This window comes from Bradyrhizobium sp. Tv2a-2 (assembly GCF_000472425.1).
Lineage (GTDB): Bacteria > Pseudomonadota > Alphaproteobacteria > Rhizobiales > Xanthobacteraceae > Bradyrhizobium.
This window is the reverse complement of sequence record NZ_AXAI01000004.1, coordinates 409,062-423,543: the sequence shown is the minus strand read 5'-3', so window position 1 is coordinate 423,543 and position 14,482 is coordinate 409,062. Positions and strand designations below refer to the sequence as shown.

Genomic DNA, 14,482 nt, shown 5'->3' with positions numbered 1-14,482 from the left:
TCTTGGAACGCTAGGGCGGCTATCCGCAATGGGATTCTTCCTGCTGCTCATACAACCGCTAAAAGCTCAGGATCTTGAGGGGCAGACAAAGGCGTTGAGAGCCATCAGCGCTTTCGCGGCGGAAACCTGCGGCAATCCTCTCGCGTTGGAAGGAAACGCGACTAATTTGGAGCTTTCGGGTGACGTAAAGGCCCAATTGCAAGGATTGGTTGCGCGAGTCGCCGACCTTGGAATGACTGGAGCTGGAAAATACAGAAGCGACACTTTTAAGAATGTGCTGCATGATCAGCTAGCGAATGCTCTCAAGGATAACGCGACGTGTAAGCTCAAGGTATTTGAGCTCTTACAGGAAAAGATGGTCCCTCAACGTTAGAATGGTCACTCCAGAGGAGAGGGCTGGTCCACTGCCGAGAGAGCGATATCAGCGGGCGATGCTGGCTGTTGTGCTCGCAGCTCTGAGTATTTCTTGCGCGCCGGCGGGCGCCATCGCAGCCCCCGACATCGCGCCTAGCCCTGACACAGGAGTTGATCGAAATCCCAGCTGCCGACGCGAGGACTTCAGAATTGCGATTGACGTCGGCCACACACCCGACGCGCCGGGCGCATTGAGCGCCCGGGGTAGGCCGGAGTATGAATTTAATCACCAGCTTGCGCAGGAGATGAACGACACTTTTCGTCGGGCCGGCTTTGCAAAAACGTTGCTAATTCTAATGCGAGGTGAAGGTAAGACACAGTTGCGAGAACGCTCGGTCCTGGCAAGCTCATTTAAGGCCGACCTGTTCCTCTCCATACACCACGACGATGTGCAACCAATCTTCTATGACGAATGGACGTACAATGGTAGATTTCATCACTTCAGTGACAAGTACGCCGGGTTTTCCATTTTCGTGTCAAGACGAAATCGATTCGCGGATCAAAGCGTCCAGTTCGCCACGTTACTTGGAGCAGAATTGAAGAAGAGAGGTATGACATTCACTGCGCACCACGCAGAGGATATCCGCGGAGAGCGCCGTCAAATCTTGGATCACGAGCGAGGGGTGTACCGATACGACCAGCTCATGGTTCTGAAAAATACCGAAGCTCCCGCTGTGCTGCTCGAGGCCGGAGTCATCGTGAACAGGGACGAGGAGTCCGTGTTGAGTTCTCCGAACCGACGGAAACAGATCAGTGAGGCAGCACTTGCGGCTGCGGTTCGATTTTGCAGCGAAGCACAGGACGCGCAACCTCGCGAGAAGCGGTAGTTTCCAAACTGAGGAAAGACCCCTTTAAGGTCAAAGGCGGCGGTCGCGGTCCGTTCGCTAGATCTCTAGATCTTTGCCTATCCGCTGAGAGCGACGGCATAGCAGACATCCCTTCACCAGCCCTTGGGCTAGTTTCGGGCGTTGCTGACCACACGAAAAAGTCAGTCAGAAAATCGCAACCAATCGAAACGTGTCCAATAGCACGCCGAGTCGTTGACGGGTTTCACACATCGGAAGAACTGATATCGCCGGGCTCAACCGGGGACGACAAGTGGTAGGCGCACCCTCATTCAACATCGGCTCCCGCATTCCGCAGCAACACCGTCGCGGCCGCCTTCGCCGCGCGTGCCATGGCGGGATCGTCACGCACCAGGTCCTGCGCGATCGCGCCGTCGACCAGCACCACGAGCTGCGTGGCTAGTGCTTCCTTGTCTTCCACATCGAGCAACGCCAGCAGATCGCGAAACCACAGCCTGCGTGCTTCCTTGAACGCCGCCGCGATCTTCTTCACCGAACGATCCTCGGGGCCGAGTTCGGCCACCGCGTTGACGAAGGGGCAGCCGCGGAAATCCTTGGCGGAGAAGCGGCGTTCCAGTGCGTCGAAATAGCCGAGGATCTGGTCTGTGGCCGGCCTTTCGGTCGGGCTTGCCACCACGAAGCGTCGCTTCAGGTAGGCCGCGATCAATTCGTCCTTGGAGGGGAAGTGGTTGTAGAGCGTGCGTTTGGAAATGCCGATCTCGGCCGCGATGGTGTCGACGCCGATGGCGCGGATGCCCTTGAGATAGAACAGCCGGTCGGCGGTCTGCAATATCCGCTCTTTCATGTCGCGTTTGTTCGCGGCCGTCTTGTCCGCGCCAGGCTTGTCGATACGGGGCTTGGAAACGCGCGTCTTGTAAAGGCGAGACTTGGCGGCGGCGAGCATATTACACAGACCTGTTTACTTTGTCCTTGACAAGCGGTGGCGCTTCGCATGTTAATTACACAGACTTGTGTAATCAAGCGGCGCCTCGGCTGAGAAGCAGGCCAGTGCGCTCCGTCATTCCGGGTTCGATGCTTCGCGTTGCCCCCGGAACAACGGAGCGACAGGCACAAAAGCGGAGAAGAACAACCATGCCCCTCGCCAGGAGCCTGCCCAAGGCCTCGTTCGCCAAGACCCTTGGTCCCGCGCTGCCCATCCTGATCGGAACCTCGCTGATGCTGACGCTCAGCATGGGCCTGAGGCAATCGCTCGGCATTTTCATGCAGCCACTCACGCATGATGTCGGCATTTCCATCTCCGAGTTCACGCTCGCGATCGCCGTGCAGAACCTCGCCTGGGGCTTCCTGCAGCCACTCGCCGGCGCGCTCACCGTGCGCTACGGGTTCCGCGCCATCATGGTTGGCGGTGCGGTGCTCTATATCGCAGGGCTCGTGCTGCTGGCGTCCGCCCATGGCCTCATCAGCGTGCTGATCGGAGCAGGGGTCCTGATCGGGACGTCGCTCGCCTGCACCGCGGCGGCGATTGCGATGTCGGTCGCGGCGCGCGCCGTGCCTGAAACCGTGCGCTCGACGGTGCTCGGCATCGTCTCGGCGGCGGGATCGCTGGGGGCGCTGCTGTCGGCGCCGATCGGGCAGGTGCTCAGCGAAGATTTCGGCTGGCGCTTTGGCCTGGCAAGCTTTGTGGTGCTGGCGCTGGTCATGCTGCCGGCCGCCTGGCTTGCGGGCCGTGTCGACAGGATCGAGCTGCCGAAGCCGTCATCCGACCAGATCGGCAACATCTCCGCCGGTGCCGCGGTGGGCATGGCCTTTTCCAACGCCTCATTCGTGGTGATGACGCTGGCCTACTTCGTCTGCGGCATGCAACTGGTGTTCATCACCACGCATCTGCCGTCCTATCTGCTGATCTGCGGTATGGATCCGATGCTTAGCGCACAGACGCTTGGCGTGATCGGCGGCTTCAACGTGCTGGGCAGTCTCTTTTTCGGTTGGGCCGGCGGTCGGTGGAACAAGCTCGCGCTGCTCGGCGGCATCTATGTTTGCCGCTCGCTGGTGCTCGCCTGGTACTTCATGCTGCCGCCGACCCCTGCGACCACGCTGGTATTCGGCGCGCTGATGGGTTTCCTCTGGCTTGGCGTCGGTCCGCTGGTGGCGGGCGCGGTCGCCGAAATGTTTGGCCTGCAATGGCAGGCAATGATCCAGGGGCTTGCCTTCATGAGCCACCAGATCGGCAGCTTTGTCGGCGCCTATGGCGGCGGGCTGATCTACGATGCGCTGGGCTCCTACGGGCTCGCCTGGCGGATCGGCGTCGCAGTGGGGCTGGCCGCCGGCCTTATCCAGGTGGCGTTCGCGCTGATCCGTCCCACGGCGCCGCCCATGCTGCGCACAGCCTGAGGCTGTGGCGCATTTTTGAACGGCAGTCTGCTTACGAAATCGGCAGTATCGGCCTAATCCCTGTGCGATTGTTGCCAAATCCGCGACGGATCAAGCCGTTAGTTTGATCCTTGGTATGGCACGAATCTTGACTGACCTTGGCTAAGAATTGGTTCGGGAACCGTCATCGACGTGTCCCGGCTTTGGGAGATTCCCAGGGAAGAACCAAGGGAAAGGCCGGTCAGCCATGGGGCTCGTCGCCGCCAATCCTGGGCTGGTTCAGCTCGACCGCCGCGTCGCGGCGCCGGGCACGGTGGTATCTGTGCCAGATCGGCTGCGGCACGGCCCTGGCCGCCAGACAACAGAAATCCAGACAACACACGGCTCGAGACGACGGCGCGATGGCCTGTTTGGGCCAGACGCGGCGGTCGCTCGCCTTTGCTTCGGACAATGAAGGAGCTCGAAGAAGCCTGCACTGAAGACGCAACTGGACAAGCTACTTGGGACAAGGAGGACGACAATGGACTCGGGGAAATTCACGCGCAGTCAGCTCATGACGTGGCTGGTGGCGCTCGCAGGGATCGCGTTCGTCTGGCTCGCGCTGTCAGGTGCAGCGCTGGCCGACGATGCGCCGCCGGCCTGCGGCGGCAAGATCCTGGAGAAATGCACGCCCAATTCCGGCGATACCGCGTGGATGCTGACATCCGTTGCGCTGGTCCTGATGATGACCATCCCCGGCCTCGGCCTGTTCTACGGCGGCATGGTGCGCAAGAAGAATGTCGGCGACACCGTGATGACGAGCTTCGCGGTGACCTGCCTCGTCACCATCCTGTTTGCGGTTCTCACCTACAGCATGGCCTTCCGCGCCGGCTCGCCCTTTATCGGCGGGCTCGACCGCATGTTCCTGAAGGACATCCTGAGCGACATCGGCGCCGGCGGCATCGGCAATCCCAATCCGCTCGCGGCGACCATCCCTGAAAGCGTCTACATCTGCTTCCAGATGACGTTCGCCATCATCACACCGGCGCTGATTGCCGGCGCCTTTGCCGAGCGCATGAAATTCTCGGCCATGCTGTGGTTCATCGGGCTGTGGGCGATCTTCGTCTATGCGCCGATCGCGCACTGGGTCTGGGGACCGGATGGCATCTTCTCCTCCGGCAATGACGACGCCTGGGTCAAGGTGCTCGATTTCGCCGGCGGCACGGTGGTGCATATCAATGCAGGCGTGGCGGGGCTGATGTGCGCCATCATGCTTGGCAGGCGAGTCGACACGGCGCCGGCACACAACATGGTGCTCACCTTCATCGGCGCCTCGCTGCTGTGGGTCGGCTGGTTCGGCTTCAATGCCGGTTCCGCCGTCACCGCAGGCATGCAGGCTGGCATGGCCATGCTGGTGACCCAGATCGCGACCGCCGTTGCCGGTTTCACCTGGATGCTGGTGGAGTGGGCGCTGAAGGGCAAGCCGACCGTGGTCGGCATCTGCTCCGGCGCGGTCGCAGGTCTTGTCGCCATTACGCCGGCCTCGGGCTTTGTCGGGCCGGTCGGCGCCTTTGCCATCGGCGTCGCCGCTGGTATCGCTTGCTACTGGGGCTGCACGGGCTTGAAGCACATGTTCAGCTATGACGACGCGTTGGACTGCTTCGGCGTGCATGCACTGGGCGGCATCGTTGGCGCGTTGCTGACCGGCATTTTTGCAGTGAAGCAATATGGCGGCACCGCGGGACTGCTGGAGGGCAATCCCGGCCAGTTCGTCAACCAGTGCATCGGCGTTGCCACGGTGTTCGTCTATGACGCGGTGGTCAGCCTGATCATCCTGTTCGTAATCAAGATCTTCGTGGGCCTGCGCGTCTCCGAGGATGCCGAGCGGGAAGGTCTCGATCTCTCCCTGCATGGTGAGGTGGTGCACTGAAGCCTTGCTTGAGATCACGCGCAATCAAAAGGCCTGAAGCGCGACGATGATTCAAACCTAATCTCGTCGCGCTTCAGAGAGACGTGCTATACTGTCGCGATCCAAGGACAGGCCTCGCACGGAAACGTAAGAAGACCTGTCCGAAAACAAGAATTGGGTGGAACAGAGAGCACCCAGCACATCGCCGGGTGCTATTTGCGCACAAGGAGATGGCGATGGCAGAGATCTTCGCACAAGGCGACCTGTTGCTCGAGCGGGTCGCCGATGTTCCGGCGTCGGGAAGAATCGCGGAAAATCTCGACGGTGTGGCGATGGTGCTGGCCGAGGGCGAGGAAACCGGCCACCGCCATGCGATCAAGGAACGGGTCACTCTGTTTCACGATGAAGCGCTGGCAACCGATATCCCGAAGGGACTTTATATCGGGCATGTGAAGGTCGCCTCCGACTATGCGCGGGTGACGCATGAGGAGCATGCGCCGGTCACGCTGCCGCGTGGAACCTACCGCGTGCGCCGGCAGCGCGAGCTCGGCCCGCTGGATGCGCGCGTCCTTGCCGACTAGAGCGGCGTTGACGGCGGAGCAGACGGCTGCGCTCGACCGCTACCGCGCGCGCTGGCTTGCGATCCGGCGTTCGACCGAGCCGGCCGATCGTGGCGCGGCAGAGGAGGGCGTGCGCCAGGCCTATCGGGCGGTGGGGTTGCCGCATCCCGACCGCTTCGTCTGGTGCGAAAGCCCAATCGCGCTCTCGCATCGCGCCTGCGCGGCGTCGCCCGCGGACGGGGCGAATGTCAGGTCGCAGCTCCTCGATCGCACGCGCAGGCGTGCCGCGCGGCTGGTGCGAAAGCGCCTCGGCCGGCGATTGCTGGCCGAGGTCGCAGATGCGGTGAATCCGGCCGACGGACTCATCGCCTCGGTCTCCGAGATGGTGCTGCAGCACGCCAACCAGGACGAGGTTTCGCTCGCGGCACGGCTGCGCCGGTCGCGCCCGCTGTCGCTGCGGCGGATCCTCACTGCGCTGCTCGCGCCACAGAATTTCAGCGAAAGCGTGGCTGGTCCCGCCGAACTGTCCTGGCTCGGTCCCTATGAATTTGTCCGCGGCGTGCTTGGCCTGAAGGCCGAGACCGCGCCGCTGCTCGGCCTCATGCAGGTCGCGGCGAATGTCGGCTGGCTGCAGCCGCATGAGCGCACCTGCTGGCTGTCCGAACGGCCGCGCCTGTTGCGTGGCGATATCGAGGGACGGCTGCATGAGGCGCGCGGGCCCGCGCTTTGCTTTGGCGACGGCTGGTCGGCCTTTGCCTGGAAGGGCGTCGAGATCCCCGCCTGGCTGATCGAGCAGAGAGGGGCTATCACACTCGCCACTGTTGACGCGGAGTCCAATGTGCAGGTGCGACGCTGCATGATCGAGATCATGACGCCCGCGCGCTATGTGGCGCTTGGCGGCGCGCGAAAGGTCGCCCAGGACGAGACCGGCGTGCTCTGGCGCAAGATCTGGCTCAATTACGACATCTGGACCGCGGTCGAGGTGATCAACGCCACGCCGGAGCCTGACGGCACGCACAGGCACTATTTCCTGCAGGTGCCCGCCAATATCAACTCCGCACGCGAAGCCGTGGCCTGGACCTACGGCATGCAGCCGGACGACTATTCAAAGCTCGTGGTGCGGACGTGAGCGCCGTCTCTTAGCTCGCCCCGCTTGCGGGGAGAGGTCGGATCGCATCGAAGATGCGATCCGGGTGAGGGGGAGTTTCCGTGCGCTCATCTGTTTCCGAATTTGCGGAGATTGCCGCTCAAGCCAGTCCTCTCGCCGCGAAGTGCGGGGAGAGGGAGGGACAGCACCTAACTCCGATAAAACCGCCACATCCGCAGGAACGTGCGGTGGATCGCGTCGGGCGGCTGGTCGAACGGCTCGATATCGATGCGTACCATGTTGTTGTGTGTCATCCGCCAGGGCAGCCGCATGAAGCGGCGCCAGTTGGGCTGCTTGCGCCAGTCGGCGACGAGTGCGCTGGAGAGTGGCGCGTTCAGCGTGATCTGCAGCTCATGCACGGTCATGGCGCGTTCGGCGATCTCGACCAGGTCGATGCGCTCGACGGCACGCCAGCGCAACAGCCCGAAGGCCTGGATGAAGATGCCGTATTGGTTGGCGCCGATGGTGGGCCGGCCCGTCTCGAGCAGGGGGATGTTGTAATAGGTGAAGGCGGCGGCGGCGAACGCCAGCGGAAGCCAATAGAGCGCGCCGGTGATCCAGCCGGCGGCGAGGAAGATCAGCGCAAGCGCCGCGGTGATGTAGACAGGAAAATAGCTGTCATCGCGGCCATAGGCGACCGAGTAGCCCCCGACATTGCTTTCGTCCGAGATTGCGACCATTCCGAACCCTTGCGGCCTTCAGGCAGGATATTGACGCAAGGATTGTGCCCGAACGCGGTGGGCGAAGACCGCAAAATAAGAACGGGGCCACAAGGGCCCCGTCGAAGTCTATAGCATTCCCGCGATGTTACTTGATCTTGGCTTCGCGGAACTCGACGTGCTTGCGCGCGACGGGATCGTACTTCTTCTTTACCAGCTTGTCGGTCATCGTGCGCGAATTCTTCTTGGCGACGTAGTAGTAGCCGGTGTCGGCCGTGGACACGAGCTTGATCTTTATGGTGACCGCTTTGGCCATTGTCTTGAGACCTTCGATAGTTCGATTTTGGGGGCAGGGCGCCCGCCAAACCGGACGCGTGTTTGGTGCGCAACGTAGCCAGAAAAGCCCTGATGTCAAGGTTTTCGCACCCGAAAACGGACCAATTCGGGGTGATTATGCCTCGAAAAACCGGTTTTTCGGCCGCGGCAGCCCCAGATTCTCCCGCAGCGTCTTGCCCTCATATTCGCGGCGGAAGATCTCCCGCCGTTGCAGCTCCGGGACCACCTTGTCGACGAAGTCGCTCAGGCCCTGCGGCAGGTAGGGGAACATGATGTTGAATCCATCGGAGCCGCGGGTCGTGAGCCACTCCTCCATCTGGTCGGCGATGGATTTCGGTGTGCCGACGAACGACAGTCCCCCATAGCCGCCGACCCGCTGCGCGAGCTGACGCACGGTGAGTTTTTCGCGCGCGGCAAGATCGACCAGCCGCTGGCGACCGCTTTTCGACGCATTGGTCTCGGGGATTTCAGGCAGCTGACCGTCGGGATCGAAGCCGGAGGCATCAGTGCCGAGGATCACGGAGAGGGAAGCAATCGCACTGTCGTAATGCACGCGGCTGTCGAGCAGCGCTCGTTTCTCCTTGGCTTCCTCGACGCTGTCGCCGACCACGACAAAGGCGCCGGGCAGGATCTTCAGATGCTCGGGGTCGCGGCCGATCTTCTCCATGCGGCCCTTGATGTCGGCATAGAGCTTTTGTCCATCGGCGAGGCTGCCGCCGCCGGTGAACACGGCTTCCGCCGTCTCGGCCGCGAGCTGCCTGCCGTCCTCGGAGGCGCCGGCCTGCACGATGACCGGCCAGCCCTGCACAGGGCGGCCGATATTGAGCGGCCCGCGCACCTTCAGAAATTCGCCTTTGTGATCGAGCACATGCATGCGCTCCGGATCGAAATAGAGGCCGCTTTCGACATCGCGCACAAAGGCGTCGTCGGCGAAGGAGTCCCACAGGCCGGTGACGACATCATAGAACTCGCGGGCGCGGCGATAGCGCTCGGCATGCTCCATGTGGTCATCGAGGCCGAAATTGAGCGCGGCATCCGGATTGGACGTGGTGACGATATTCCAGCCCGCACGGCCGCCCGAGATGTGGTCGAGCGAGGCAAAGCGGCGGGCGACGTGATAGGGCGCATCGAACGTGGTCGAGCCGGTCGCGATCAGGCCGATATGCTCGGTGACGGCCGACAGCGCCGAGAGCAAGGTGAATGGTTCGAACGAGGTCACCGTGTGGCTGCGCTTGAGCGCATTGACCGGCATGTTGAGCACGGCGAGGTGATCGGCCATGAAGAAGGCGTCGAACTTGCCGGCTTCCAGCTTGCGGATCAGGTCTTTCAAATGGGCGAAGTTGAAATTGGCGTCGGGCCACGCCCCGGGATAGCGCCAGGCGCCGGTGTGAATGCTGACCGGGCGCATGAACGCGCCAAGCTTGAGTTGACGTTTTGCCATGAGCCCGTTGGTCCCCGGAAAGTTGCTGGTCCAACTGAGATAGGCATGGCGTGGGGCGGCGCCATCGTGGGGCAGTGGAAGATTATTCTGTTTTGGGCCTGCCCTCCGACATGCCCATCATTCCGGGCCGCTCTAGGTTGTCCATTCGGTCCGTGCGGCGAACGCTGATGTCGCCAAACATACAGTCGTCCGCGGCAGACCGAATGGACACTCACAAGGATACGAGAGGGGCGCTCGATGCTGACTTCGAGAAGCCTCAGCGCGTCACAGGCAACGCCGTGCTGCCGCCAAATTTGGACGGATCGTTGTAGCTCGGGGTCGAGTCGTATTGGACCGGCGGTCGAGGCGCTGCGTAGGACCATCGCGGAATGGCGTAGCCTTGGCTGGGACGAACGATGTTGATGTAACGCGGCGCTTTATGGGCGTGGCGATGCTCCTTGGCGAAGACCATCGGGGTCGCCGTCAGCGCCGACAGAACGACAGCGGCGGCGAAAATTAAGCGGGACATTCGGACACTCCTTCATTTGAATCGAGCAACGATTGCGGAGTGAACGTAACGTCCTGAGATCAGACCCTGAATGCTAGCGAGTGTCGTCTACATGCTGGATGGTCTCGACCTTGAGTTCGTGCAGCGTATTCGAAACGGGGTCGGCAGCTTCGAGTGGGACGCTCGGCGTCGTCACGCTCGCCCAAATTACCAAGCGTTCAGTGTCGCGTTAGAACGATTAATTCGAACGATCGACCGCGGCTGACGCGACCAGCGTCGGAACGCGCGACTGAATAAAGCCGAATGGGCGTGCTACCGCGAGATCTTCAGCGCGGCGAGTGAGCGGCTATGCTACTGCAGGTTTGATCTTCCGATTGGCTTCGAGCCTTCGATCGACCAACGCCACGATCTCATCGAGAGCCGGATGGCTCATGCCCTTCTGCTTGGCTACAAGCTGGACGAGTCTGTCCGCGCGCTCGATGTTCGGGGCACCGTTGTTCAAAGCGCGAGCGGCGGAGGCGGGACGTGACAGGCTCTCCGCAGCGGCGGCGTACTTTTCGAAAGGCACCAGGTCGTTGCGCGAGGCCCCTATCTTGATGCAAACATCGAGAACAAAATCGTAAATCGAACGCGACGCTGCCAGATCCGAGTGAACCGCCTCTCGTGCGGTCCGCATACCCTGCTCGGTTATGCACCGGTAGTTGCCGGCCATCAGCATGGCCCATTTCGCCAGCGGCACGAAGATAGAGTTGTAGAATCGCAGCTTTACCGGCAACTCGATCTCGGCTTCGGGCGTATTGAAGCGCGCAACATCGATCTCCTTCTCCAGCTGCCGGACGATTTCGCTCCCCTTTTCGAGGTCGAAGCGCGCCACTTTGAAGTTCGTTGGCAGAGTCACCTGCAGCACGTTGGCCTTCTCGTCTGCCGGCCTTATTGCTTGGGGATCTGGACTGCAAAGCGTCATTGTCGCGGGGTCGAAGTCTTCCCAAACCTCGGGCGCGGTGTAAGCAGGCTTGAGCAGCTCGGCATCGATCCCCGGAATGCGCCTCATATACGGAAGCGGCGGCATGTTCATGATCGACATGCACGGCACTCGCGACTTGGCCACAGCGCTCATAAGCTCCCGCACCCCGGGCGATCCGTACTGGGGTTCCTGCATCGCAAGTCCGATGAGGTCATAATCCTTCGGATCGACGCCCGCCGCTCCTGTTGCCGACACGCGGCCGTGCAGCTTGCGTGAATCAAGCTCGACAGGTTCGCTCCGCCCGCGGACCGGAATCCGAACACGAAAGCCCTCGGAATTGATGAGGTCTGCCTCGGCCGGAAGGCAGACGAGCTTTACCGAATGACCTCCAAGAAGAATTTTCGACGCAAGCAACGAGCCGTACGAAGCGCCCAGGATCAAGATGTTGTACTTCAGCATCGGCAGCTATCCTCCAATGAGATTGATTTGGGTTCGGCGCGATCTCCCTTATGTCCTCCACGAGTCCGACACCCATAGTTACGTAGGCGCCGGCGAGGTCTGCACCGGCCCGGACAACAGCCTTTTTGCAAACGCCGAGAGTCCGTGCACACGGTAATCCGGCGCCAAACCGAGTTCGTCCATTTGCATGCGAAGTGCTTTGAACATCGTCAGCGGCGGGATGAGATCGCTGTTCCGGGAGCTCTCCGCCATCGCCTCCGGCGTGACGCGTTCGATCCACGCGCTGTTGAACCCAACCGCCTTTGCTCCGATCGCATCCCACGGGTTTGATGAAACGAAGATAACTTCAGCAGGCGCAATCCCGAGGCGCGCCTCGACCAATGAATACGCCTCGGGGCTCGGCTTGAAGACTCGTTTCGAGTCGATGCTGATCGTGGCATGGAGGACCTTGTCCAGGCCGGTATTGCGGACCAGCGCGGCCAGCATATCGGTGCTGCCGTTGGAAAGGATCGCCAGCTTATAGTCCTTCAGGTCGGCAAGCACCTGTCTCGCGTCGGGATAAAGATCGAGGTGGACGTATTTGTCCATGATCCGCTCGAGAACCCTGGTGTCGTACTTCAGGCCCAGCGCCCGAAGCGTGTAGACCAGCGCGTCGCGCGTAATCACGGAAAAATCCTCGTACCGGCGCATCAGCGAACGGTGCCAGGTATATTCTAGCTGCTTGAGCCGCCAGATCTGCGTGATCATTTCACCGTAGCCAGGGAACGCCTCGTCCGTAACCGTTGCGACGGACTGAGTGTCGTACAGGGTGCCGTAGGCGTCGAAGACAACTGCCTTGATGGTCATTGACGGTCCTCGTTCGGATTAGGATCTACTTTTCGCAATGGTTCGCCTGTCGAGGGACTCCGGTTCGATGCCGGTATGAACCTGGAAGAGGAACGCGTCGAAGCGCTTTTCGTTGGCGAGGTCGCGCCCCGCGACCAAGGTCCCGAGCACGCCGCCGAGGAAACCCAGGGGCAGTGACACGATGGTCGGATTGACGAGCGGCCAGAGCGCATCCGTACCCCGCATCGCAGGTCCTATCATCGCCAGCACGACGGAAGACGTCAGACCAAGCACCATTCCGCCGACCACGCCGCCGGTGTTAAAGCGACGCCAGAACAGCGAAAGGACCAAGACCGGGAAATTTGCGCTTGCGGCGACGCAGATTGCGAGGATGACCAGCACCGCGACGTTGACGCCTTGTGCGAGAATTCCGAGCGCGATGGCCAAAGCTCCGATAAGGACCGCGACTGTGCGCGCAACCCATACCTCCTGCCTGCTATCGACCTGCCCCCGCTTGATCCAGTTGGCGTAGAAGTCGTGCGCGATCGCGGTTGATGTTGAAAGCGTCAGGCCCGAAACCACGGCCAGGATCGAAGCCGTCGCGACTGCGGCGACGAGGCCGAGCATCAAGTCACCACCAAAGCTTCCCTTGCCTCCACCGAGGTGCTGCGCCAACAAGGGCAGCGTGAGATTGCCGCCGCTGTCCGCGGCCCGAATCGCGTCCTGCCCCACAAAGTCCGCCGCGGCCAAGCCGAACAATGTCGTACTCGCAAAGAAGGCCCCTGCCAGAAACATCACCCACACGACGGAACGTCGGGCCGTCTTGGCGTCGGGCACTGTAAAAAATCGCGTCATCACATGCGGCAGACCGGCGAGACCCAAGACGTAACCCAATCCCAGCGAAATCTGGTCGAAGGGATTCTTCAGGTAATTGCCGGGTAGGAGATAAGCGGCGCCGTATCTCTTTTCTGCCTCTGAGAACAAGACGAGCGGATCGAAGTGCACCACCAGAAGGACCATCAGCAAGATGATCGCGCCGGCACTCAGCATGAGGACCGCCTTCACGATCTGGACCCAAGTAGTGGCAAGCATTCCACCGAAAGCGACATAAACGATCATGCTGGCGCCAACAAAGACCACGGCCCGATCGTAGGAAATCCCCGTTAGCAGGCGCACCAGAACTCCCGCCCCGGCCATTTGTGGCATGAGGTAAGCGAAATTGACGACGACGGTCCCCGCAATGACGGCGAGAAGCGATGTCCGGGTCTGCATCCGGCCGCGCACGATATCACCGATGGTGTACTTTCCGGCATTTCGCATCGGCTCCGCGATCAGAAAGAGCACCGTGCAAAAGGCGACCAGAGGACCGAGCGCGTAAAATCCTCCATCCATGCCGTAGAGCGCGGTTAATCCGCTGAAGCCGAGGAATGCCGCGGCGCTGGCCCAGTCGCCGGCCAAAGCGAGGCCGTTCTGTGCGGCCGTAAGTGCGCCGTCAGCCGCGTAGAAACCGCTGGTGGTCATGGTGCGCCGCGCAGCCCAATACGTTATCCCGAGCGTAATCAGCAGGATCACGGCGAATATCGCGAGCGTCGTGCTCATTTCCGTACTCCCTCAGAAGCGGCCGATGCGGCACGTGCGGCTAACGGATCGAACTTGGACTGCGCGATGTGGCCATAAAGGATCGCAAGCAGCCAGGACAGCAGGTAGTTGAGGGCGATAAGCACGAACCCGAGATTGACCGAGCCGATGACCTTCATTCCGACCAGGCCCTTCGCGAAGCCCGCAAGCGCCGTCAAGCCGACGTAACACGTCATGAAAACGACGGTCATCGGCACCAGGTATTTGAGCTTCTCTGCTATCAGAGCCCTGACCGAGGCATGCGCAGCCTCGAGCGATGCTCTGTTGGAGGCCATCGACCTCCCCTGACTGCGATCGCAAGCACTTCGACACGCGAGGCTTCGATTACGATATCGTGACAGCATTGCGCAGGCGCCATTTTGATTGCGGGATGGCTGATGATTATTCAGCCGAGTTGTTTCGAGTACGGGTCCCTTTGGTTGATAGGCTTTGGCGTTTCTCGGGTCGTCAACCAAGGAGTGCGTCGGCAAACTCGCGGTTCTGAACGC

The 14,482-nt window shown here is 61.3% G+C and carries 15 protein-coding genes; 6 read left to right on the top strand and 9 right to left on the bottom strand.

The annotated features are described in order from the left end of the window. Positions 1–28 precede the first annotated feature (28 nt). The gene (locus tag A3AI_RS48735) at positions 29–373 is read left to right on the top strand and encodes a hypothetical protein (RefSeq protein ID WP_198030092.1); all 345 of its coding nucleotides are present in this window, start codon (positions 29–31) and stop codon (positions 371–373) included. A 58-nt stretch (positions 374–431) separates the two neighbouring features. Further along, positions 432–1,241 (top strand): N-acetylmuramoyl-L-alanine amidase family protein, encoded by an 810-nt coding sequence (locus A3AI_RS0110785; RefSeq protein ID WP_198030091.1) that lies wholly within the window; start codon positions 432–434, stop codon positions 1,239–1,241. Between the two features lie 286 nt (positions 1,242–1,527). Here A3AI_RS0110785 and A3AI_RS0110780 read toward each other — a convergent pair whose 3' ends face one another. After that, positions 1,528–2,064, bottom strand: a complete 537-nt coding sequence (locus tag A3AI_RS0110780) for a TetR/AcrR family transcriptional regulator (protein ID WP_024515586.1) — start codon at positions 2,062–2,064, stop codon at positions 1,528–1,530. A gap of 287 nt (positions 2,065–2,351) precedes the next feature. On the opposite strand from A3AI_RS0110780, the gene A3AI_RS0110775 reads away from it, so the two are divergent. From A3AI_RS0110775 to A3AI_RS0110755, 4 genes are all read left to right on the top strand, one after another. Then, positions 2,352–3,611: an MFS transporter gene (locus A3AI_RS0110775; RefSeq protein WP_024515585.1), complete on the top strand. Its 1,260-nt coding sequence runs from the start codon at positions 2,352–2,354 to the stop codon at positions 3,609–3,611. 532 nt (positions 3,612–4,143) lie between these two features. Next, positions 4,144–5,499 (top strand): ammonium transporter, encoded by a 1,356-nt coding sequence (locus A3AI_RS0110765; protein WP_084800887.1) that lies wholly within the window; start codon positions 4,144–4,146, stop codon positions 5,497–5,499. Between the two features lie 215 nt (positions 5,500–5,714). After that, complete coding sequence (locus A3AI_RS0110760; protein ID WP_051382348.1) at positions 5,715–6,059, top strand: DUF8820 family protein; 345 nt, start codon at positions 5,715–5,717, stop codon at positions 6,057–6,059. Then, complete coding sequence (locus A3AI_RS0110755; protein WP_156927717.1) at positions 6,049–7,167, top strand: DUF6745 domain-containing protein; 1,119 nt, start codon at positions 6,049–6,051, stop codon at positions 7,165–7,167. The genes A3AI_RS0110760 and A3AI_RS0110755 overlap by 11 nt, the downstream gene beginning before the upstream one ends. Before the next feature lie 167 nt (positions 7,168–7,334). Here A3AI_RS0110755 and A3AI_RS0110750 read toward each other — a convergent pair whose 3' ends face one another. From A3AI_RS0110750 to A3AI_RS0110710, 8 genes are all read right to left on the bottom strand, one after another. Beyond that, complete coding sequence (locus A3AI_RS0110750) at positions 7,335–7,865, bottom strand: hypothetical protein (RefSeq protein ID WP_024515581.1); 531 nt, start codon at positions 7,863–7,865, stop codon at positions 7,335–7,337. 127 nt (positions 7,866–7,992) lie between these two features. Further along, entirely contained in the window at positions 7,993–8,160 is a 168-nt protein-coding gene (gene rpmG, locus A3AI_RS0110745) for a 50S ribosomal protein L33 (RefSeq protein WP_024515580.1), read from the bottom strand. A 135-nt stretch (positions 8,161–8,295) separates the two neighbouring features. Continuing rightward, a complete protein-coding gene (locus A3AI_RS0110740) occupies positions 8,296–9,621 on the bottom strand; it encodes an LLM class flavin-dependent oxidoreductase (protein ID WP_024515579.1) in 1,326 nt (441 codons plus the stop codon). Positions 9,622–9,877: 256 nt separating this feature from the next. Continuing rightward, complete coding sequence (locus A3AI_RS0110735; protein ID WP_024515578.1) at positions 9,878–10,129, bottom strand: hypothetical protein; 252 nt, start codon at positions 10,127–10,129, stop codon at positions 9,878–9,880. Between the two features lie 325 nt (positions 10,130–10,454). Next, complete coding sequence (locus A3AI_RS0110725) at positions 10,455–11,531, bottom strand: Rossmann-fold NAD(P)-binding domain-containing protein (RefSeq protein ID WP_024515577.1); 1,077 nt, start codon at positions 11,529–11,531, stop codon at positions 10,455–10,457. 78 nt (positions 11,532–11,609) lie between these two features. Beyond that, positions 11,610–12,377 (bottom strand): haloacid dehalogenase type II, encoded by a 768-nt coding sequence (locus A3AI_RS0110720; RefSeq protein WP_024515576.1) that lies wholly within the window; start codon positions 12,375–12,377, stop codon positions 11,610–11,612. Between the two features lie 18 nt (positions 12,378–12,395). Further along, positions 12,396–13,955, bottom strand: coding sequence for a solute symporter family protein (locus tag A3AI_RS0110715; RefSeq protein ID WP_024515575.1), 1,560 nt, complete (start codon positions 13,953–13,955; stop codon positions 12,396–12,398). After that, positions 13,952–14,269, bottom strand: coding sequence for a DUF485 domain-containing protein (locus A3AI_RS0110710; RefSeq protein WP_024515574.1), 318 nt, complete (start codon positions 14,267–14,269; stop codon positions 13,952–13,954). The genes A3AI_RS0110715 and A3AI_RS0110710 overlap by 4 nt, the downstream gene beginning before the upstream one ends. Positions 14,270–14,482: the final 213 nt, after the last annotated feature.